The sequence below is a fragment of the Martinezella rhizogenes genome (assembly GCF_027460065.1).
In the GTDB taxonomy this organism is placed as follows: Bacteria; Pseudomonadota; Alphaproteobacteria; order Rhizobiales; family Rhizobiaceae; genus Agrobacterium; species Agrobacterium rhizogenes_C.
In genome coordinates, this window is record NZ_JAPYZZ010000024.1 from 18,264 (window position 1) to 38,029 (window position 19,766).

Genomic DNA, 19,766 nt, shown 5'->3' on the forward strand with positions numbered 1-19,766 from the left:
CAATGTTTCTGGTCGCTGGTTGGATCGCCACTGCCGCATTTGCGGCCATGATGTTTGCAAGGTACTTCCGGCTCTATAAGGCTATAGCGGTTCCGGGTGGACCCTTGCGCAACGAGCGCCGTAGGGAGCGGCTCCTGGGAATGGTGCAGGATATCTTCCTGCACCAGCGATTGCGGCGGTTCACACTTTCCGGCCTGCTGCACGGGCTCATCTTTTTCGGATTCCTGTTTCTCATTACCGCCGCGTTCCAGTCCATATTCGGCGCGCTGTTTCCCGTTTTTGACGAAGCAGTCTCCAGCGTTTCGCTTAGCTGGTTCGGTGCTTTGCAGGAATTTGCCGCCATCTCCGTCTTGGCAGGGGTCGGATTGGCGGCCTGGCACAGATACGTGATAAAGCCGCGTCGTTTTCGCGGGTCAAATGAACGCGACGCATTGTTCATATACGGCTTTGTTTTGGCTATAATTCTGTCGATGATGGTGGAGTTCGCCGCTCTGCGCGTGCTCCACGGTCTACCATTTTCTATGTCCCATCCCATATCCTCGCTTCTAGCCCTGCTTTTTCCTTTATCGCCACCATACGGTCAAATCGTGCTTGAAGCGGCGCGATGGTTGCACATCTTCGCGATTCTGAGTTTTCTCGTTTATATCCCCGGCTCAAAGCATCGACATATCCTTCTCGCTGGCCCTAACATATTCTACCGAAGCCTTGAGCCGAAGGGCTGGTTGCCAAAGCCGAACCAGCGCATTCTAAAAGACGACGCGGAAGTCAAGATTGACTTGTCCTGGAAAGATAAGCTTGACGTTCTGGCGTGCACCGAATGTGGTCGATGTCAGGCCGTCTGTCCCGCCGCGGCCAGTGGTTCGGACCTTAGCCCAAAGCTTTTGATCATGACATTGCGCGATCAAAGTTTAGGGGAGGGAGAAGTCCGATACGAGGCGGGAATTTCGGAAAGTGCACTCTGGGCCTGTACGACCTGTCGTGCCTGCGTGGATGAATGTCCCATCCACATAGAGCATCTTCCCAAGATCGTCGATCTGCGGCGAATGCTTGTGGAGAACGCTGCGGTCGAACCCAAGTTGGCTGCGGCATTTACCAATCTTCAAAAGACCGGCAATTCCTTTGGTAAACCCGGCAAGAGCCGGGCAAAGTGGACTAAAGATCTTGCCTTTCGGATACCCGATGCCCGGGATCAACCGGTCGACTGGCTCTGGTTTGTCGGAGACGTTGCTGCGTTTGATCCCCGCGCCCTGGAGACGACGCGCCGTTTGGCCGAGCTATTTCATCGCGCCGGACTGAATTATGGCATTCTTTATGATGGAGAGAGTAATTCGGGAAATGACGTGAGACGCGCCGGAGAAGAGGGTACGTTTCGTGCTTTGGCATCCAACAACATCGCCGCCTTGTCGGAGGCGCAATTCAACAGGATTGTTACTTCGGATCCGCACAGTTTGAATGCGCTCAGGAACGAATACCCGTCCCTCGGTGGAAATTTCGAGGTTCATCACCATGCGTCGGTCCTTTTGGCGGCGGTAACGGACGGGCGCCTTTCTCCTCCAAAAAATGCCGATAAAACCAAGGTAACCTATCACGATCCATGTTATCTCGGCCGCTACAACGGTGATTACGATGCTCCTCGCGCGCTCATTACCGCTGCGGGGTATGATCTTCTGGAGATGCCGCGAAATCGCGAGAACAGCTTTTGTTGCGGTGCCGGTGGCGGCCGCTTTTGGATGGATGACAGCGATTTTACGGAACGACCGAGTGAAAACCGTATCAAGGAGGCGATTGCACTCGGCGAGATTCAGCGTTTTGTTGTTTCTTGTCCGAAAGACAAGGTCATGTATACTGCGGCGGTGAATAACCTTGGCCTGGCTGACCAGATTAAAGTCGTGGACGTCGTTGATCTTATGTTCGAGGAAATCACGTGAGTTCGGTGAGGGCGGCAACCTGTCCCCGGTTCTTTTCCACATTTCTCAACGCCCTCCACTCAGTCAAATCTTCCCCGGGAGCGCATAAAAGTTGCCACTTAGATGCAAGGACATCTTCGGTCTTTGACCATTATCGTCTCACCCGTCCCGGGTTTGATTTTGGAAGCACCGGCTGACGTCGGGGCTTAAGCATTTTTGATGACGAACCAGGGACGAGAAGTAATATACGATCTTAGTGGAATAACATTCGCAGACGATCTGTGATCAGGCAGGGTAGCGCTAGGCATGTTCAGCTTTCGAAGTCTCGAAGTCTTTTACTGGACCGCGCATCTGCGGAGTTTTTCCCGCGCCGCAGATAAGCTTCACACGACGCAACCAACGATCTCCCAGCGAATTGCGGCGATGGAGGGCTTGATAGGGGCAGCACTTTTCGATCGCTCCGCAAAACCCATAGCGCTCACTGCTGTTGGCCGTATTCTTTTTGGGCATTCGGAATTACTACTGCGGCACGTTGAAGCGATGGAGCGTGATCTCGAACTGAGCAATCGTTTCGAAGGTACCGTGAGGCTTGGGGTCTCGGAAACGATCGTGCAAACCTGGCTCGCGACATTCCTTGAACAAGCCGCCCGCCATTTTCCTCGGCTTGATATCGACATGACGGTGGACGTGACACCATCGATGTTAAACGCTCTTCGCAGCGGTGAAATTGATATGGCGTTGATGCTGGGACCAACGATCGTGGAGGGCTTCAGTTGTCTAAAGCTACGCGATTACGCCCTTAAGTTTTATGCAATCCCTGATCTGGTGTCGACAGATGTTTTCTCGGTCGATTCAATGCCGATGACACCGATTATCACTTATCCACGAAACACATATCCCTATACCTATCTGAGAGAGATCATCTTCAGGGAGATTGGCCGCATCCCGCGCATTTTTACGAACTCGTCAATTTCCACGATCGAGAAAATGGCGCTGGACGGTTTGGGCGTCGCCCTTGTCGCGGAGGGGGCATTGAGCGATCAGGGGCTGGCTAAAATGAAAGTTCTGCAAAGCGACATCGAATTGCAGCCACTGAGCTTTTATGCCTATTTTCAGAACGGTGTGCGTGGAGAGGTATTTGAACAACTCGCTGGTATCGCTCTGGATGTTGCATCGGCAACGGAGCTATGAACGGATTGTGTATTCAATTCTCTAATGAAAATTGATCGAATAATATAATTTCACTTCTATACGTTCCCGCGATTTAATCCTCCCATAACGCCTTGGGAGATTGACTTGCTGAATACCTCGCCCTCCAAAGACTTTAGACCAACCGCCACCGAAATCGCAGAAGCGCGAGCGCGAATTGCAGAATATGCGGTTCGCACACCAATACTCGAGAGTGAAGTTCTTAACCGGCTGACAGACGCCAAGGTCTTCATTAAGCCGGAGAACCTGCAACGGTCGGGATCCTTCAAACTTCGGGGGGCGCTCAACAGGGCTTTGCAACTCAGCCCGGCAGAGCGCGAAGGTGGTATCGTCGCTTGGTCGTCGGGCAACCATGGACTCGCCATTTCCTATGTGGCGAAAGCACTCGGCATAAAGGCGACTGTGCTTATGCCGCAGGAGGCACCGAGAACAAAAATCGATGGTGTCCGGGCTAACGGTGCAACCGTACGTCTCTACGACAAAACGAAGGAAGTACGAGAAGAAATCGGTGCGAAGATTGCTTTAGAAACCGGCGCTGTGATCGTGCCTCCGTATGACGACCCTTATGTCATCACCGGACAGGCGACGTTGGGGCAGGAGATAGCAGAGCAGGTTCAAGATCGAGACTACGAATTGGATCTTGCACTGTTCCCATGTTCGGGCGGTGGGCTTGTCGCCGGTGCCGCCTGTGGCGTCCACACAATCATGCAGCAGGCGTCTATTTTCAGTGTAGAGCCTGACAATTTCGATGGAATGGCCCTCTCGCTCGCAAGTGGGACCCGCCAGAAAGCGCCAGCGACCGGGAATTCTATCTGTGATGCTCTTTTAGTGCCGCTTCCAGGCGATCTCACCTATCCTATCTGCAGATCTCATCTGGCGGGTGGCTTGTCGGTATCGAACGACGAGGTCATTGAGGCAATCAGATTTGCATATCGGGAGTTGAAGCTCGTGGTTGAACCCGGTGGCGCAGTCGCCTTGGCAGCCATTCTCGCTCGCAAACTCGATGTCAAGAAAAAGAAGGTTGCAATCCTTCTCAGCGGCGGAAACGTCGATGCCGAAAAATTTGCTTCATACATTCTGTAACACCTGCCCGGGACACCGATAATGCTCGATCTGGAAAGCGCTAAGGGCAAGAATATTGCTCAAACCATCGAACACTTCATGACACTTGACCTCACGGGGGTGGGGCTCATCGGAAAGATTTATGAAGCCCTGCAGAAACGACAGCCCGGCTTCGCCTGTATGTCGGCCGCAAAGCTTATCGTTGAGCGAGTGCGTGACCATGGCGGGCCAGTCGTCATTGCGACGGGGTTTCCAGAAGGAGCGGGTGTGCCCGAAACTGATGGTCCGGTAGGAGCGGCATTCATCGCTCGGGCCTTATTTCTCGGCCTGGGCGTTGAGAGTGTGATCCTCACCGACAATGATTGGGTCGGAATGATGGAAGGGACGTGCCGCGGTGCGGGTCTTGCACCCTTGCCCTTCCCTGAAGACGGCAAGATAAAGCCGATCGATTTTATTCGTCCGGTCTATATTCGCAGCGTCCCGAAAGACGATGCGGGTTGCAAAGCAATAACGGACGAACTCCTCGATGTTATGAGACCTTCACTGGTGCTCTCCATCGAACGTCCAGGTCGCAATGATAGAGGCCTCTACCATGGTCTTGGGGGCAGGCCGCTTGATAAACTCGTGGCCGATCTCGACCAATTCTTCCTGCGTGCAAAAGAACAAGGCGTACCATTCATTGGTATTGGTGATGGCGGCAACGAATTGGGCATGGGGGTCATCGCGGAGGAGTTGAAAGAGTTCTCGCCGAAGGCGAGGGATAGCGGCCATCCAGGGAGAGGGGGCGTCGCCGCGGCTACTGCCGCAGATCATCTTATCGTCTCCAATGTCTCCAATTGGGGGGCGACCGGTCTTGTGGCGGCGCTTTCAGCCCTGCTCGAAAAGCCGTCGGTGTTTCACGACGGCGAGCTTGAACGCCGGTGTATCGAGCAATGTGTCTCCTTCGGTGGCGTAGACGGCATGTTCATGGGGCCGGAGCCGGCCGTAGACGGCATTTCCGCGCAGGAGTGGGAAGGGCTTGTCAATACACTTCGTAATACCCTGGAGAGACTTGCAGGCAGGGTGACAGGATGGAAAGGGGATAGCGGGGACTGGCGGCAGCTGAAATGAATGGTCAAATGAGCACAATTGAAGACCGGTTGTCAGGCCTCGGAATTGAAATTCCCAAGGTCAATCCTCCCCAGGGCAACTATTTATCCTATGTCCGAACCGGTTCGCTCGTCTTCGTCGCGGGGCAGGGGCCTCGGCAGAACGGCCAATTGCTCTATAAGGGCACCGTTGGCCACGATCTGTCCGTCGAGGACGGTCAAGCCGCAGCACGTCTCTGCGCACTCAATGTTTTGGGACAACTCAAACATGCATGCGAAGGGGATCTCGGCAGAATTGTCAGAATGGTTCGTGTCGGCGGCCTTGTCCGCTGCGCCGATGATTTTGAGGAGCAAGCCCGCGTACTGAACGCAGCCTCAGACTTAATTTGTGATGTTCTTGGGCACGCCGGCAAACATGCTCGCATCTCATTCGGAACCAATGCCCTTCCGTCGGGGATGGCAGTTGAAATTGAGGCTATAGCAGAGGTGGATTAACTTGCCGGGAGGCAAGAATTTCCAATCTGCTTCGTATTTTGATCAATTCCGGGGGTGATTATGGAGGAAATCCAGACATCACCTTCGGTTCACTTGATGCACAGGGTTGACGGGCAGTGCCTGGATTAGCCCGGCAAACTTCCTTGAAAAGATCGTTTGCTGCAAGTCTACCACCAGCCCAGAAGCACAGTGTCTTTGCGTTTTTTCGCTAGGGCTCAGCTATCAGTTCTATCTCAGTCAACCTTACATTGACATATATTTTACCGATTGACATTTGTGGTAAAATTAATTTACCAAAGATCAGCACCATAAGCCACGGGCTGATCTCTAAGGGGACGGCAGAGGGTTAGGCGCTGTGCTGTCGGGGTGATTGCCGGAGCATTTGTTTTTATCCGAAAGGTAGGAAATTCAGTGTCCAGAGCCATTGCCCGTTGCAGAAATGTCGACGATTTTCGTTTGCTTGCCAAAAGGCGCCTTCCCGCTCCAATTTTTCACTATATCGACGGCGCGGCCGACGATGAGATTACATACCGCCGCAACACCGAGGCGTTTGCGACCTGCGATTTGGTACCAAACGTGTTGGCTGGAGTGGAGACTGTAGACATGTCCGTCACGGTCATGGGCAAAAAGCTGGATTTACCGCTGTTTCTTTCACCGACGGCGCTCCAGCGCCTGTTTCATCACGACGGCGAGCGGGCGGTAGCCCGAGCGGCAGAAAAATTTGGCACCTTCTTCGGTGTTTCGTCACTTGGCACAGTGAGTGTCGAGGAGATCGGAAAGACAATTCAGACTCCAAAGATGTTCCAGCTTTATTTTCACAAGGATCGTGAACTGACCTGGAGCATGGTAGAACGGTGCCGTGAGGCAAAATTCGATGCTATCGCTTTGACCGTCGATACCATCACTGGAGGAAACCGTGAACGCGATTTGCGCACTGGATTTACATCCCCTCCAAAACTGACGCTTTCCAGCCTCGCAAGCTTTGCGATGAAACCCAGATGGACATGGAACCATCTGACGAAGGAAAAATTCAGCCTGCCCCAGCTTGACGGTCACGTTAGTCAAGGCACCAACATTGCCATTTCGGTGGGGGAGTATTTTTCAACGATGCTCGACCAATCGATGAGCTGGAAAGACGCTGAACAGGTGAGGGAGCGTTGGGGCGGTCATTTTTGCCTAAAAGGTGTGATGAGTGTCGAAGACGCCAAACGTGCCGTGGACATAGGTGCGACGGCCATCATGATTTCAAATCATGCCGGTCGCCAACTCGACGGGTCCCGTGCGCCGTTTGACCAAATCTCGGAGATCGCCGATGCTGTCGGCGGGCAAATTGAAATTATTTGTGACGGGGGGATCCGTCGGGGGACACACGTACTGAAGGCCATGGCTGCCGGTGCTACTGCCTGCTCGGGTGGTCATCTCTATCTCTACGCGCTGGCCGCGGGTGGTCAGCTTGGTGTGGAAAAAACACTTTCAAATCTAAAAGCTGAGATTGAGCGCGACATGAAGTTGATGGGATTAACGAAACTTGATCAACTCAACTCCGGGCATCTTCGTTTCCGGTAGTCATTATTTCGAGTTTTGAGTTCCCTTCTTTTGAGCGGATAGAGAGCAACCTGCAACAACCAGCCAACCTTGTCCGCGAACGAAATTCGATGAAAATCGCCTCAGACAGCCTCAGCTTTTCGAAGTGCTGAGGCCACCACTTTCAAGACGACGAAGGGAAATCTCGAGTTTTTCTTCCGCCTCTCGAATTTCTCTGGACGCCTGTCTTAGGTAGCTGAGGTGTTCATGTGCGGCGGATTGGGCTGCCTGAGGCTTTCTGTCGATAATTGCTTGCGCAATAGCGATATGTTGATCGCGCAGGAGGTCCCGGACATAGGGGATCGCGAAAAGGCGCCGTCTATTATGCAGAACGTCGGTTCTGAGGTTTTCGGAGAGTGCACGCATGATCTGGAGAATTACCAGATTGTGGCTAGCTTCGTAGATTGCGATGTGCATCTCCGCGTCGGCATCCGCCTCCTCGATTGGGTTGTTGGCTTTGTGCGCCGCTTCGATCTTCAGCACGCATTCTCTAATACGTTGAATCTCTGGTTCGTTTGCTCGTTGTGCCGCCAGCGCGGCAGCTGAGCTTTCTACCACGTCCCGGAACTCGAGGTAGTCGTCCGCGACTTCGCTGCGCTCAGAGAGCATCGCTATCAATGGATCCGTAATAGTTGTCGCACCGATCTGGGCCACCTTCACGCCTTTTCCTTCCATGCTTGTCAGGAAGCCTCGCTCTTCGAGAGATTTTAATGCGTCACGAAGTGTTGGCCGCGAAACGTTAAGCTTCAGCGCCAGTTCTCGCTCGGGGAGCAGTGGCACACCAGGGCGTAAAGAGCCTTCGAGAATAAGGGTCTCAATATGTCTCGCCACGGTGTCCGCCGCTCTTTCTGGTCTGCTTGGTGCGTTCCCATTCATGTTTGCCACCTACCTTCTAATTTCTATTGCGCCGCCCGACGGTAAAGGCCGGGAGGCGGATCACCCATTCGCGCTCCGGCGTCGACCCTTTTGTGCCGAACCGGCGTTGGGGTTGAATGACAGGGCGGTTTGCTCCCATCAGTCTCTGTGGCGAGGAAGGCTGAGCAGCGGAGATCCGAGTTGCCGCGATATTTCGTTCGCAGCGTCCGAAACCAGTTGGCCGATCTCTCGGACCCTTTTGTCCGGCATACGTATTGTTGGACCGGAAACGGAAATTCCCGCCACGGCCTCGCCATAACTGTTCACAATAGAAGCTGCAACGCAGCGCATGCCTATGGTTCTCTCTTCGTCGTCGAAGGAATAGCCAAGACGGCGCGTTTGCTGAATTGATTCGCGCAATTCTTTGATGTTCGCGATAGTCTTATCAGTGAAGCGGGTGAACGTCGCGGTTTTAAGGAACGCTTCCAGCCTATTGTCGTCGAAAGCGCTGAGAAGCGCTTTTCCTATTCCTGACGCATGCAGGGGGGAGCGGGTGCCGGGAGGGAAAAATGCACGGATTGTGTCGTGCGTTTCCACCTGACTTATAAACAATACGTCGCCATCTCGTTCGATGCCAAGATTGGAGGTCTCTCCTGTCCGGGCCATAAGATCGCGCATCACCGGCCGACTTCGTTCGACGATATTCGTTCTGCGCAAGAAAGCGGAGCCCAGGCGAAAGGCTTCCGGTCCAACAAACCACTCTTGCCGTTCCGTGTTGCTTTCAACGTATCTCCGGTTTTCAAGCGTTGCGAGTATGCGGTGAAGAGTTGCCGGGGACTGATTGAGGTAATTGGACAATTCCGTGAGAGTAACGCCATCGTGGGACGCCAGCGCCTCGAGTACATCAAGCGCCCGGGCGAGAGCCTGAATGCTCGCCGCTGGCTGAGTTGGCTTGGCACCCTTTGGGCGTCCTCGTTTTCTGACCGTTTGCTGCATGGCTTTAGGGTAGAAAAAATAATAGCAAAATCAACTTAGGAATAATGAAAAAATACAATGCTATGTTTTTAAACAGCTATTTCTATTTTTTTGAAAAAATGAAAAATCATTTCAAAAAAATTTACTAAATGAGACGTCCGTGGTAACTTTCTTGTTGAACAAGGAGGAGTAGCCATGAGCACCCAGAATCCTATTTTCATTCCCGGCCCGACGAACATCCCCGAGGTGCTCCGTAAAGCCGTCGATATGCCGACCATTGATCACCGTAGTCCGCTTTTTGGCAATATCCTTCATCCTGCGCTTGAAGGCGTCAAAGCGATCCTCAAGACCTCCAAGGCTGAAGTTTTCGTGTTTCCTTCCACCGGTACCGGTGGTTGGGAGACCGCGATTACGAATACCCTGTCGGCAGGGGATAAGGTCCTGGCGACGCGCAACGGCATGTTCAGCCATCGCTGGATCGACATGTGCCAACGCCACGGCCTCGACGTTCAGGTCGTGATGCAAGAATGGGGCGAAGGCGTGCCCGCAGACACTTTTGAAGAAATTTTGACGGCGGACAAAGGTCACGAAATCAAGGTTGTGCTTGCCACACACAACGAAACGGCAACGGGCGTTCGTTCTGATATTGCAGCCGTGCGCCGTGTGCTCGACAATGCAAAACATCCAGCCCTGCTCTTCGTCGATGGTGTGAGCTCGATCGCCTGCTATGACTTTCGGATGGACGAATGGGGTGTCGATGTCGCCGTCACGGGATCCCAGAAAGGCTTCATGCTTCCACCTGGCCTCGCAATCGTTGGTTTCTCCCAAAAGGCTCTGGCAGCGACCGGTTCCGCCAGACTGCCGCGAACCTTCTTCGATGTCCGTGACATGGCCAAGGGTTATGCTGCAAATGGATATCCCTATACACCTCCGGTCGGTCTGCTGAACGGGTTGAAGGTGGCGACCGACATGCTGCTGGATGAAGGGCTCGAAAACGTCTTTGCCCGGCACCATCGGATTGCCGAAGGTGTCCGTCGCGCTGTTTCCGCCTGGGGGCTGAAGCTTTGCGCCGCCCGTCCCGAACTCTATTCGGACAGCGTCAGCGCCATCCGAACGCCAGAAGGGTTCGATGCCAACAAGATCGTCGCTCACGCGCTCAACACGTATGGCGTTGCTTTCGGAACGGGCCTTGGCGATGTTGCGGGGAAAGTGTTCCGTATCGGTCATCTGGGCAGCCTGACCGACGTCATGGCGCTGTCCGGTATCGCCACCGCCGAGATGGTGATGGCGGACCTCGGGCTGCCGGTCACTCTCGGTTCAGGCGTTGCCGCCGCCCAGCAGTATTATCGCCAGAGCGCAGGCAATGCTCAGAGAAAGGCCGCGTGATGAGCGATACAGAAATGTATATTCCCGATTATGATGACATGCTCGCTGCCCATGAGCGGATAAAGCCTCATATCCGGCTCACGCCGATCCGACAGTCGGATTATCTTAACGATCTCAGCGGCGCTCAGCTGTTTTTCAAATGCGAAAATTTCCAGGAGCCTGGTGCCTTCAAGGTACGCGGTGCCGCCAATGCCGTATTCGGGTTGGACGAAGCACGTACAGCAAATGGCGTGGCCACGCATTCTTCTGGCAATCATGCCTCGTGCCTGTCCTATGCGGCGATGCTGCGTGGTATCCCCTGTAATGTGGTCATGCCCCGCACGGCACCTCAGGCCAAAAAGGACACGGTGCGCCGTTATGGCGGCAAGATCACCGAGTGTGAGCCTTCCACCTCATCGCGGGAAGAGACTTTCGCGAAGGTACAAGCCGAAACTGGAGGAGATTTCGTCCACCCTTATAATGATCCCCGTGTGATTGCCGGTCAGGGAACCTGTTCGAAAGAATTCATGGAACAGGCAGATGGACTGGAAGTGGTCGTAGCCCCGATCGGCGGTGGCGGCATGATCTCGGGGACCTGCCTTACTCTGTCGAAGCTGGCGCCCGAGACGAAGGTGATTGCGGCCGAACCTGAGCAGGCCGACGACGCCTATCGCAGCTTCAAGGCGGGTTACATCATCGCCGACGATGCGCCGAAGACCGTCGCGGATGGGCTACTTGTGCCGCTGAAAGATCTCACCTGGCATTTCGTGTCGAACCACGTCTCCGAGATCTATACCGCCTCCGATCAGGAGATCATCGATGCGATGAAGCTCGCCTGGAAGCACCTGCGTGTGGTGCTGGAACCGTCCAGCGCCGTGCCCTTGGCAACCATTCTGAAGAATCGCGAAGCATTTGCCGGCAAGCGTGTCGGCGTCATCATCACCGGCGGTAACGTCGATCTCGACAAGCTGCCCTGGAACTGAAGAGAGAACCATGAACGCCCATACAGAATTCGCCGGCCTAGAAGTCGGATACGATGTCCCTGCCTTTCCGGGCATGGATGAAAAGGACATTCAGACGCCCTGCCTGATCCTCGACCTCGACGCCTTGGAGCGCAACATCAAGAAGATGGGAGACTATGCCAAGGCCCACGGCATGCGCCACCGCGCCCATGGCAAAATGCACAAGTCCGTCGACGTTCTGAAGCTTCAGGAAAAGCTCGGCGGCGCGATTGGCGTATGCTGCCAGAAGGTCTCGGAGGCCGAGGTCTTTGTGCGTGGCGGTATCAAGGACGTCCTCGTATCGAACCAGGTCCGCGACCCGGCCAAGATCGACCGTCTGGCGCGTTTGCCTAAGTTCGGCAGCCGGATCATCGTCTGCGTCGATGATCTCGCCAATGTCGATGATCTGTCGGCCGCGGCGCAAAAGCACGGCGCGACCCTCGAATGCCTCGTCGAAATCGACTGCGGCGCCGGGCGCTGCGGCGTAAAGGCGGCGTCCGAGGTGGTGGAGATAGCCAAGGCGATCGACGCAGCAGTGGGCTTGAAATTCACGGGCATCCAGGCCTATCAGGGCGCGATGCAGCATATGAACAGCTTTGAAGACCGCAAGGCCAAGCTCGATGCGGCGATTTCCCAGGTGACGGAGGCTGTCGAGGCCCTCAAGGCCGAAGGGCTTCACCCGGAACTGGTCTCGGGCGGCGGCACCGGCTCGTATTATTTCGAGTCCAACTCCGGTGTTTACAATGAGCTTCAATGCGGCTCATACGCCTTCATGGATGCAGACTATGGCCGTATTCACGACAAGGACGGCAAGCGGATCGACCAGGGAGAGTGGGAAAACGCCCTGTTCATCCTGACCTCGGTGATGAGCCACGCAAAGCCGCATATCGCCGTTGTTGATGCCGGCCTCAAGGCGCAATCTGTCGATAGCGGTCTTCCGTTTGTCTATGGTCGCGACGATGTCAAATACGTCAAATGCTCCGACGAGCATGGCGTGGTGGAGGATATGAACGGGGTTCTCAAGATCAATGAGAAACTGCGTCTCGTACCCGGCCACTGCGATCCGACCTGCAATGTTCACGACTGGTATGTCGGGGTGCGCAATGGCAAGGTCGAGACCCTGTGGCCGGTCTCGGCGCGCGGCAAGGCCTACTAGAACAGGCGATAGCAACGGATAGAATTCACCGCCGGGGCCATCTGGTGTCCCCGGCGCGCTATCCAGGCGGGAGTAATTTCATGATCATTGTCCCCGAACACGAGATCGAAAGCCTCGTTTCTGCGTCGGATTGCTTTACTGCAGTGGAGCGGGTCTTCGCATCGATGGCGCAGAAATCCGCCTACAACTTCCCGGTGATCCGCGAAGCCATCGGGCATGCCGACGCGCTTTACGGCTTCAAATCGGGTTTTGATCGGGAAAGTCTAGCCCTTGGCCTGAAGTCCGGCGGCTTCTGGCCCAACAACATGGAAAAAGGGCTGACGAACCATCAGTCGACCATATTCCTTTTCGATGCGGATACCGGCAAATGTCGGGCCGTTGTCGGCGGCAACCTGTTGACAGCGTTGCGCACGGCAGCTGCCTCCGCAGTGTCGATCAAATATCTGGCGCGGCGTGACGCCAAAGTGCTTGGCATGGTCGGGGCGGGCCATCAGTCTACCTTCCAACTTCGGGCTGCCCTCGAGCAACGCCCTTTCGAGAAGGTCGTTGGATGGAACATTTATCCCGAGGCGCTCGACCGTCTCGCCAAGATCGCTGCCGAACATGCCGTTCCGTTCGAGGCAGTCGACCTTGATCGACTGGGCGCGGAAGCCGACGTCATTATCACGATCACTTCGTCTTTCGCGCCGATCCTGAAGGCGACGCAAATTCGCCCGGGAACTCATCTTGCCTGCATGGGTACGGATACCAAGGGGAAACAGGAAGTAGAGGCCGAACTGCTGGCGGCGGCGACCGTCTTCAGCGATGAGATCGCGCAATCGGTTACGATCGGAGAAGCGCAGCATCCGGTCGCCAGGGGATTGATCTCTCCCGACAGGATCATCGAGATCGGGGCGGTTATCAACGGCGCTCATCCGGGTCGCTCAAACACTGATGAGATTACAGTCTTTGACGGGACCGGCGTCGGGCTTCAGGACCTGGCCGTGGCGTCGAAAGCGGTCGATCTGGCTGTTCAAAAAGGTGTTGCCGTTGTCGTGGATTTTTAGTCGCCGGAGTAACTGTCAGCCGGGAAGAATAGCGATGTGCATAGGTCTATTCAGGTTGATCGGAGGCCGCAGAACTTCGGAAACTGGCATTACCGTGCTGCAATTTCGATCTTGAAACCCACGATGCAAGGTCTGTTCATATGAGAGTCGCGATAAACGGTTTTGGCCGCATCGGACGGTCAATTTTGCGTCTGGCTGTAAGGTGCGATGATTTCGACATTGCATTGATCAACGATGTCGCCTCCCTCGAAACCTTGGCGTATCTTTTCGAGTTTGACAGTGTATTCGGACCTTGGGCCGGGCGTGTGGAAATAGAGGGAGGTTGCCTCGTAATCGACGGTCGCGCCATTCCATTTCACCACCACCAAGACCTCGGCGCCGTGGATTTATCAGGCGTGGATGTCGTTCTCGAATGTACGGGGCACCGCGACGCACTGGCGTTCTCGCGCTCTTCATTGGCGGCAGGCGCGCGCCGCGTCGTCATATCAGGGCCGGCGAAAGGGGCCGATGTTACCCTTGTGATGGGTGCAAATGACGAGACCTATCGCGGCGAGCATATTGTCTCGAATGGTTCGTGTACGACGAACGCGATTGCTCCTCTGCTTCGGATCGTTGATGAGCAGTTTGGTGTGGTTGGTGGACACCTGACGACGGTCCATTGTTATACCGGAAGTCAGCCTACCGTAGATCAGCCAAGGGGCGATCCGGCGCGTAGCAGAGCGGCGGCATTGTCCATGGTGCCGACAACGACCAGCGCTCATCTTCTGTTAGGTGAAGTTCTTCCTCAACTTGCCGGGCTTATAGAAGCGCGTGCCCTTCGCGTGCCCACGGCAAGTGTTTCGGCAATCGACCTCACTGTTGCTCTACGGGCGCAAACGGATATCGGGAACGTAAGAGATATTCTCCAGGACCTTTGCGAGAGATCATCTGTACTTGGTTGGATCGAGAAACCGCTGGTTTCTGTGGATTTGCGCGGACGTCCAGAGTCGCTGATTGTGAGCGGGCCAGAGCTTTCGATGTCCTCCACTGGCGGATTGCTGAGAATTTTCGGTTGGTACGACAATGAGTGGGGCTTCGCAAATCGTATGCTCGAAATGGCGTTGCGGGTGGGCGAGTGGAATCGGGAGAATCGACAGGTCTTCTATACGGGGCGGGGGCATAATTAACGATCTCGCTGTGTTTCGGCGTGGAATATTGGGTCTGACGTAATCTCGATGACATCAGGGTGCTCCGACGATACGTGCCTCAAGCAAATCGAGTTTCCCGCGCCCGTACATCTGGCGTTTGATGAGTTTCAGCTTGGTGATCTGGCCCTCTGTCTGGCCGTTCGACCAGATTGAGTTATTGCATTCTGAACCGCTGCCCTGTCGCGGATAACGCCGTTGGCGAATGATGCGACCAAGCTTGTTGCTGCGCGGGCGAGCCACGTGTCCAGATCATCTTTAGACTTGCGCCGTAGCATCTCGTGAAAGCTCTCCACGACATCTCGGGCCTCGACGAGGTCTGGTAGTCGCTCCTCGATTGCGGCAACCGTCATCGTTTGAGCCTTGGTCAAATTGTTGCGTTCAAGGGTCATCAGGCGGACGATGGTGCGTGCCGCCGGCGCGTGGCCGAGCCCGTTCTCGGCCTTTTCGGCCCGCCTTCGTCGTGTTGCCCATTCAGTGACAACGCGGAGACCGCCGCCAAACCCAGCCAGCCGAAGCCGACGCCACAGTTCAGCGCCGTTCCGTAATCCGGCATCCCATTGCGCTTCGAGCCACGGCGGATGTGGTTCGAGTGACGTTTGCCGGACTCGAAAGATGTCGGTCCGTTGACCACGAACGACGCTGCGAACCAACTTTCTGCTGTGCCCGGTTCTGCGCACGATTTCTTTGATGGATAAGCCTTCGCCGACGAGCCCACGAATGATAGCGTTTGCCTCTTCTCGTCGCAGATATCCCTCATACTGCAAACGCTCGGCCGCAGTCAGAAGCTTCGGATTTACGGTTGCTGTGCCAACTGCGATGCGGACCTGCCGCATCGACCTGCGCACTGCGTCGAGAAAGGCATGGCTAGCGTTCTCCATCAGATGCCAGCGGTCGGCGACTTGATTGGCATATGGCAGGGCCTGTGTGGCGGCCTGCGCGTATCCGCCACCGCGGTCTCGTGCGACGATCTCGATCTGGGGATGCTGGACCAGCCAGGCCTTGGCAGTCGCCGGTTCTCGGTCGGGCAGCAAGGCGATCGCCTTTCGCCGTTCAAGGTCGCAGATGATCGTGCCATATCGATGGTTGCGACGCCACGCCCAGTCATCAATGCTGATAACGCTTGGCGGCGGTGGCGGTGGGCGATCATATCGGCGAATGGTTCGAAGCAGCGTGTCATTGCTAACCGGAAACCCGAGACGATCTGCGAACCGTGCTGCCGGGCGACCACCCAATGCTAAAGCGAGATGGTGAACCAACGTGTCTAGGCGTGCTGTCCGGCGGGCCATGGGCCGGACGATATCATTACCGAAACGCTCTGCGAAAATCTTTCGGCGGCATTCGTCGGCAGCACAGACGAAGCGTCGGACAGTCAGATGCAGTTCGATCCTTCGACCCGCACACGGCAGATCGGCAATTATCCGAGGATAGCGACTATGAACACGATGGGAGGTCGTACCGCATTCGGGGCACCTACAACCTCCGGACTGACCACATGCCGCGACCACGATCACGTCGGGTCTGTGATGCACTGCCTCCACGTTCAATTCGGCAGGGATCAGATCGGAAAGCCGAAAATGGGCTCGCATGGTGCTGATTCTCCTTCGGAAACCAGGCCAGTAGAATCCCAAACATCATCGAGAATGAGTCAGACCCAACATTCCGCGCCGATTGACACCCAGTTTCCGCTGATGACAGCAAAACACTGCCAATCGCCGCGCAGATGTACACGCTGCGCAGTTCCGGGACGCTGGAGGAACAGTTTGCTATTCTTAACCGCGCAGGTGTTTCGGCTGTGGAAACGCTGGATCGGCACCGGCACGCTCGACTGGAAGACGATCCTGCCCGCAGCCAAACAGGGCAGCGCAAAGTGGTTCATCCTTGAGCACGACTAATCGCTGGATGCGGAAGCAGTACTGACCAAGGGTAACGTGTTCCTCAATAACCATCTCCCAAACGTTAAGTGAGGATCCGTCTTTGGCATCGGGGTGAACAGGCCTAATACAGTCGGTACGGCGCCCGCCGACGCGAGATACATTGAAGCAATGTTCCAAAGAGTGCGGTTTCGGCTTTGTAGCTGGGTGAGTGAGTGGATGGGATGTTCTGTCCAGCCGCGCTTATGCCCTACTGGACGATGGAAAGTGTGTTGCACATCTCAAATTGCTGGGTTTGTTGCTTTCCGTTGAGCGCGCCGATCTGCAACACGACCCCATCATGTTGCAGATCGAAGATAGGCCGCTGTTGCTTTATTGAAGCGGTGCAAACGAACGGTTCATCGCCACGCGGTCCTCGTGGGTCGCGTCCGGCCCTAGCGTTGCCATCTTGCTCTTGAACACGGGCCACCTTGTGTGTGCTTCACCCTCGACTGCGGCGTCGAGTGCCTTGCGCATGGTGGGGGCGTCGAAGTCGCAGCAGTATCCAGGCGTCAACGGTTGCTGCCTCCAGGATTCGGCGAGGGACCCGCCGTCGACAGGGTCGAACCCGACCTCGTTTACGATTGCCATGGCGATCTCCTTCGCGGCGGCGTCTCCCGCAACCGCCACGGCCAGACGACCAGGCGTTCCCTCGGGCTGACCCAGCTCGGCCAGGGAATAGGAGAGGATGTTATTGAAGGCCTTGATGATAGGGCGACCGATCTGTCTGGAGACCCAGACGCCCTCGACCTCGCCCGCATCGAGGTCGGCGATCTGCGGGTCGCGCAGGCCCGGATAGTAGTTGCTAGTATCGATGACCGGGACGTTGGCGGGCAGGTCCTTGAAAAGGTCCTTCGGCAGGTTTTCGATGGCGAGAAGCGGAATTGAAAGGATGACCGCGTCCGTGCCGGAGATCGCGCCCTTCGTGTCCGTCGCCGTGGCTCCGATTTCGTCGGCGAACGGCCTGACAGCGTCGGCTCCCTTCGAGTTCGCCACGCTGACCTCATGTCCTGCCGATGCGAGCTTGCGTGCGAGAGTGCTGCCAATGTAGCCAATTCCGATAATACCGATTTTCATGCTGATGCTCCTGTTGTGCTGCCTACCAAGATAATGGATACTGCGACTACAACAAGAACCGACAGATAAGTGGGTTACCCACTAAAAGGTAAGTATGTCGGCGGGGTATTGTGTGAGCGCTATCACCTGCCCGGACCTCGCACCGGAATTGCGGCATGGCATTGCGTTTGGGATTGCGAGCCGTTCAACGGACATCATACAGATTGGATTTAGAAGCGTAAAAGGTATTCCGCTTTGTCCTTTGACAATGGCCAGCAACAAGAGGCTGCGTTAACGGCGGAGTAAAAACCGCCCACTGGGGGGAGCAAAAGTCGGCCACTATGGCGGCCGCCTGAGACCGCCGGGAGGGCGTAGCCCGAGCGGGGATCTCAGGCGGGGGCGGCGATTTTTTGAGAGGTGTCCGCCGGCCTTGCGGGCGCGGCTTTGGGCGAGACGATAGCTGTCGCCGTTCATCTCGAGGATGTTGACGTGGTGGGTGATGCGATCGAGCAACGCGCCGGTCAGACGCTCGGATCCCAAGGTTTCCGTCCATTCGTCGAAAGGCAGATTGCTGGTGATCAGAGTGGCGGCGGTGGTGAAGCCGACCGACAGACCCCTCTGGCAAGCGGCCAGGCCAAGACCGAGCGCGACATGTGTCTTGCCCGTGCCGCTAGGTCCGAGCGCGATAACGTTCTCTCGACGATCGATCCATTCGCAGCGCGCCAGTTCCAGCACCCGCATCTTGTTGAGCTTGGGGATGGCGGCGAAGTCGAAACTGTCGAGGCTTTTAACGACCGGGGACCTGGCCGCCTTGATGCGGCGCTCGACCTTGCGGCGGTCCCGTTCGATCATCTCCCGCTCGGCAAGACGGGTTAGGTATCCGACATGATCGACGCCTTCCGTGGCACATAGCCGGGCCAGCTTCTGATACTCGCGCTGGAAGGTCGGCAGTTTCAGAGCCTTGAGATAATGAGCGAGTAGAATCTCGGGTGTTTCGGCGCTCATGCCACTTCTCCCGCATCATTCGACAAAAGGCGCATATACGCCTTCGCCGAGGTCTTCTCGACCGTTGCCCTCGGCAGGTAGGGATAGATGGACAGGTCCAGTCGCGGCGGCCGGCGCTCCACCCGGCACAGGATCAGATGCTTGACGGCGTCGACGCTGATCGCGCCGAGCTGGATGGCCTGCTTTACCGCCGCATGCAGGTCTGCCAGTTCGAAGCTTTCCAGCAGGCGGAGAACCTGTACGTATTCCCGCCGCCCATGCTTTGCCATGCGGCCTTCCATCAGCCGGCGCAGCGTCGCGAATGGATCGCGGCGGTGGGTGCCAAGACCCCTACATTATGCCGGGCAGTCCGTGGGAATACGGCTATCGCGAGAGCTTCAATTCGAAGCTTCGAGACGAACTGCTCAACGGTGAAATCTTCTACACACTCAAGGAGGCGAAGATCATTATCGAAAACTGGAGACGGCACTACAACACCGTGCGGTCTCACTCGTCGCTGGGCTACAAGCCACCATCCCCCGAAACGACCATTTGGCCTCGCCAGAACGGACCGGCTTCAACACCAGCGGTGGCCAGCAGGCCAAGCAAGCACTAACATTCCAACCGGATCACCGCACGGGGGCAGACTACAACCGGCCGGACGATTCTATCGGTCCGTGTCGTGAGGAAATGGCAAGGCAGCGTGTCGAGTTTCTGGTTTGCCCTATTCTGCCGATTTCGCATCGTAAAAGCGCACTTTTATCCAGATGTCGCAGAAATTATCAAAGCCGGAAAAATGCGAATAATCTTGTTAAGTTCTATAACTATTCAATAGCCGGGCAAAGGCGCGGATTGTAACGTTCCAAAGAAGAACACAACCTTGGGC

The 19,766-nt window shown here is 55.8% G+C and carries 16 protein-coding genes and 4 pseudogenes; 14 read left to right on the forward strand and 6 right to left on the reverse strand.

Annotated elements, in window-relative coordinates; genetic code table 11:
- Positions 1–2 precede the first annotated feature (2 nt).
- The 6 genes from O8B93_RS24625 to O8B93_RS24650 all read left to right on the forward strand — a co-directional run bounded on the left by O8B93_RS24625 (position 3) and on the right by O8B93_RS24650 (position 7,327).
- Entirely contained in the window at positions 3–1,928 is a 1,926-nt protein-coding gene (locus O8B93_RS24625) for a heterodisulfide reductase-related iron-sulfur binding cluster (RefSeq protein WP_269712449.1), read from the forward strand.
- 285 nt (positions 1,929–2,213) lie between these two features.
- The gene (locus O8B93_RS24630; RefSeq protein ID WP_269712450.1) at positions 2,214–3,098 is read left to right on the forward strand and encodes a LysR family transcriptional regulator; all 885 of its coding nucleotides are present in this window, start codon (positions 2,214–2,216) and stop codon (positions 3,096–3,098) included.
- Positions 3,099–3,203: 105 nt separating this feature from the next.
- The gene (locus O8B93_RS24635) at positions 3,204–4,199 is read left to right on the forward strand and encodes a threonine ammonia-lyase (protein WP_269712451.1); all 996 of its coding nucleotides are present in this window, start codon (positions 3,204–3,206) and stop codon (positions 4,197–4,199) included.
- A 21-nt stretch (positions 4,200–4,220) separates the two neighbouring features.
- Complete coding sequence (locus O8B93_RS24640; RefSeq protein WP_269712452.1) at positions 4,221–5,288, forward strand: DUF4392 domain-containing protein; 1,068 nt, start codon at positions 4,221–4,223, stop codon at positions 5,286–5,288.
- 8 nt (positions 5,289–5,296) lie between these two features.
- Positions 5,297–5,761, forward strand: coding sequence for a RidA family protein (locus tag O8B93_RS24645; RefSeq protein WP_269712453.1), 465 nt, complete (start codon positions 5,297–5,299; stop codon positions 5,759–5,761).
- Positions 5,762–6,172: 411 nt separating this feature from the next.
- Positions 6,173–7,327 (forward strand): alpha-hydroxy acid oxidase, encoded by a 1,155-nt coding sequence (locus O8B93_RS24650; RefSeq protein ID WP_244562691.1) that lies wholly within the window; start codon positions 6,173–6,175, stop codon positions 7,325–7,327.
- 111 nt (positions 7,328–7,438) lie between these two features.
- On the opposite strand, the gene O8B93_RS24655 is transcribed toward O8B93_RS24650, so the two are convergent.
- Together O8B93_RS24655 and bhcR are read right to left on the reverse strand one after the other, a co-directional pair.
- Positions 7,439–8,221 carry an FCD domain-containing protein gene (locus O8B93_RS24655; RefSeq protein WP_269712454.1) on the reverse strand — a complete coding sequence of 261 codons (783 nt, stop codon included), beginning with the start codon at positions 8,219–8,221 and terminating at the stop codon, positions 7,439–7,441.
- 138 nt (positions 8,222–8,359) lie between these two features.
- Complete coding sequence (gene bhcR, locus O8B93_RS24660) at positions 8,360–9,196, reverse strand: HTH-type transcriptional regulator BhcR (protein ID WP_269712455.1); 837 nt, start codon at positions 9,194–9,196, stop codon at positions 8,360–8,362.
- A 174-nt stretch (positions 9,197–9,370) separates the two neighbouring features.
- Between bhcR and bhcA the strand changes: the two genes are divergently transcribed.
- From bhcA to O8B93_RS24685, 5 genes are all read left to right on the forward strand, one after another.
- Positions 9,371–10,561 (forward strand): L-aspartate--glyoxylate aminotransferase BhcA, encoded by a 1,191-nt coding sequence (bhcA, locus tag O8B93_RS24665; protein ID WP_269712456.1) that lies wholly within the window; start codon positions 9,371–9,373, stop codon positions 10,559–10,561.
- Positions 10,562–10,575: 14 nt separating this feature from the next.
- On the forward strand, positions 10,576–11,523 hold the full coding sequence (bhcB, locus tag O8B93_RS24670; RefSeq protein ID WP_269712519.1) for a beta-hydroxyaspartate dehydratase BhcB: 948 nt from the start codon (positions 10,576–10,578) through the stop codon (positions 11,521–11,523).
- Between the two features lie 10 nt (positions 11,524–11,533).
- Positions 11,534–12,697 (forward strand): 3-hydroxy-D-aspartate aldolase BhcC, encoded by a 1,164-nt coding sequence (gene bhcC, locus O8B93_RS24675; RefSeq protein ID WP_269712457.1) that lies wholly within the window; start codon positions 11,534–11,536, stop codon positions 12,695–12,697.
- An 80-nt stretch (positions 12,698–12,777) separates the two neighbouring features.
- The gene (gene bhcD, locus O8B93_RS24680; protein ID WP_269712520.1) at positions 12,778–13,743 is read left to right on the forward strand and encodes an iminosuccinate reductase BhcD; all 966 of its coding nucleotides are present in this window, start codon (positions 12,778–12,780) and stop codon (positions 13,741–13,743) included.
- Positions 13,744–13,883: 140 nt separating this feature from the next.
- Complete coding sequence (locus O8B93_RS24685; protein WP_269712458.1) at positions 13,884–14,909, forward strand: type I glyceraldehyde-3-phosphate dehydrogenase; 1,026 nt, start codon at positions 13,884–13,886, stop codon at positions 14,907–14,909.
- A 54-nt stretch (positions 14,910–14,963) separates the two neighbouring features.
- Here O8B93_RS24685 and O8B93_RS24690 read toward each other — a convergent pair.
- Positions 14,964–16,516 (reverse strand): annotated as a pseudogene (locus O8B93_RS24690) (ISL3 family transposase).
- An 86-nt stretch (positions 16,517–16,602) separates the two neighbouring features.
- Here O8B93_RS24690 and O8B93_RS27980 point away from each other — a divergent pair.
- Both O8B93_RS27980 and O8B93_RS24695 read left to right on the forward strand, forming a co-directional pair.
- Positions 16,603–16,746 (forward strand): annotated as a pseudogene (locus O8B93_RS27980) (sugar phosphate isomerase/epimerase); the annotation flags it as partial.
- Positions 16,691–16,822, forward strand: a complete 132-nt coding sequence (locus O8B93_RS24695; protein ID WP_269712459.1) for a hypothetical protein — start codon at positions 16,691–16,693, stop codon at positions 16,820–16,822. The pseudogene O8B93_RS27980 and the gene O8B93_RS24695, both read left to right, overlap by 56 nt.
- A gap of 351 nt (positions 16,823–17,173) precedes the next feature.
- Here O8B93_RS24695 and O8B93_RS24700 read toward each other — a convergent pair whose 3' ends face one another.
- From O8B93_RS24700 to O8B93_RS24710, 3 genes and pseudogenes are all read right to left on the reverse strand, one after another.
- Positions 17,174–17,917: an NADPH-dependent F420 reductase gene (locus tag O8B93_RS24700; protein ID WP_269712460.1), complete on the reverse strand. Its 744-nt coding sequence runs from the start codon at positions 17,915–17,917 to the stop codon at positions 17,174–17,176.
- Positions 17,918–18,235: 318 nt separating this feature from the next.
- Positions 18,236–18,901, reverse strand: a complete 666-nt coding sequence (locus tag O8B93_RS24705; protein WP_269712461.1) for an ATP-binding protein — start codon at positions 18,899–18,901, stop codon at positions 18,236–18,238.
- Positions 18,898–19,209 (reverse strand): annotated as a pseudogene (locus O8B93_RS24710) (IS21 family transposase); the annotation flags it as partial. The pseudogene O8B93_RS24710 and the gene O8B93_RS24705, both read right to left, overlap by 4 nt.
- Between O8B93_RS24710 and O8B93_RS24715 the strand changes: the two are divergent.
- Positions 19,198–19,496 (forward strand): annotated as a pseudogene (locus O8B93_RS24715) (integrase core domain-containing protein); the annotation flags it as partial. The pseudogenes O8B93_RS24710 and O8B93_RS24715 overlap by 12 nt on opposite strands.
- Between the last annotated feature and the right edge of the window lie 270 nt (positions 19,497–19,766).

What these genes read in the sequence shown, in the direction of transcription:
- bhcC (WP_269712457.1), top strand. Translation starts at nt 11,534, where the DNA reads ATGAACGCCCATACAGAATTCGCCGGCCTAGAAGTCGGATACGATGTC.
- O8B93_RS24645 (WP_269712453.1), top strand. Translation starts at nt 5,297, where the DNA reads ATGAGCACAATTGAAGACCGGTTGTCAGGCCTCGGAATTGAAATTCCC.
- O8B93_RS24630 (WP_269712450.1), top strand. Translation starts at nt 2,214, where the DNA reads ATGTTCAGCTTTCGAAGTCTCGAAGTCTTTTACTGGACCGCGCATCTG.
- bhcR (WP_269712455.1), bottom strand. Translation starts at nt 9,196, where the DNA reads ATGCAGCAAACGGTCAGAAAACGAGGACGCCCAAAGGGTGCCAAGCCA.
- bhcA (WP_269712456.1), top strand. Translation starts at nt 9,371, where the DNA reads ATGAGCACCCAGAATCCTATTTTCATTCCCGGCCCGACGAACATCCCC.
- O8B93_RS24685 (WP_269712458.1), top strand. Translation starts at nt 13,884, where the DNA reads ATGAGAGTCGCGATAAACGGTTTTGGCCGCATCGGACGGTCAATTTTG.
- O8B93_RS24700 (WP_269712460.1), bottom strand. Translation starts at nt 17,917, where the DNA reads ATGAAAATCGGTATTATCGGAATTGGCTACATTGGCAGCACTCTCGCA.
- bhcB (WP_269712519.1), top strand. Translation starts at nt 10,576, where the DNA reads ATGTATATTCCCGATTATGATGACATGCTCGCTGCCCATGAGCGGATA.
- O8B93_RS24655 (WP_269712454.1), bottom strand. Translation starts at nt 8,221, where the DNA reads ATGAATGGGAACGCACCAAGCAGACCAGAAAGAGCGGCGGACACCGTG.
- O8B93_RS24705 (WP_269712461.1), bottom strand. Translation starts at nt 18,901, where the DNA reads ATGAGCGCCGAAACACCCGAGATTCTACTCGCTCATTATCTCAAGGCT.
- O8B93_RS24640 (WP_269712452.1), top strand. Translation starts at nt 4,221, where the DNA reads ATGCTCGATCTGGAAAGCGCTAAGGGCAAGAATATTGCTCAAACCATC.
- bhcD (WP_269712520.1), top strand. Translation starts at nt 12,778, where the DNA reads ATGATCATTGTCCCCGAACACGAGATCGAAAGCCTCGTTTCTGCGTCG.
- O8B93_RS24625 (WP_269712449.1), top strand. Translation starts at nt 3, where the DNA reads ATGTTTCTGGTCGCTGGTTGGATCGCCACTGCCGCATTTGCGGCCATG.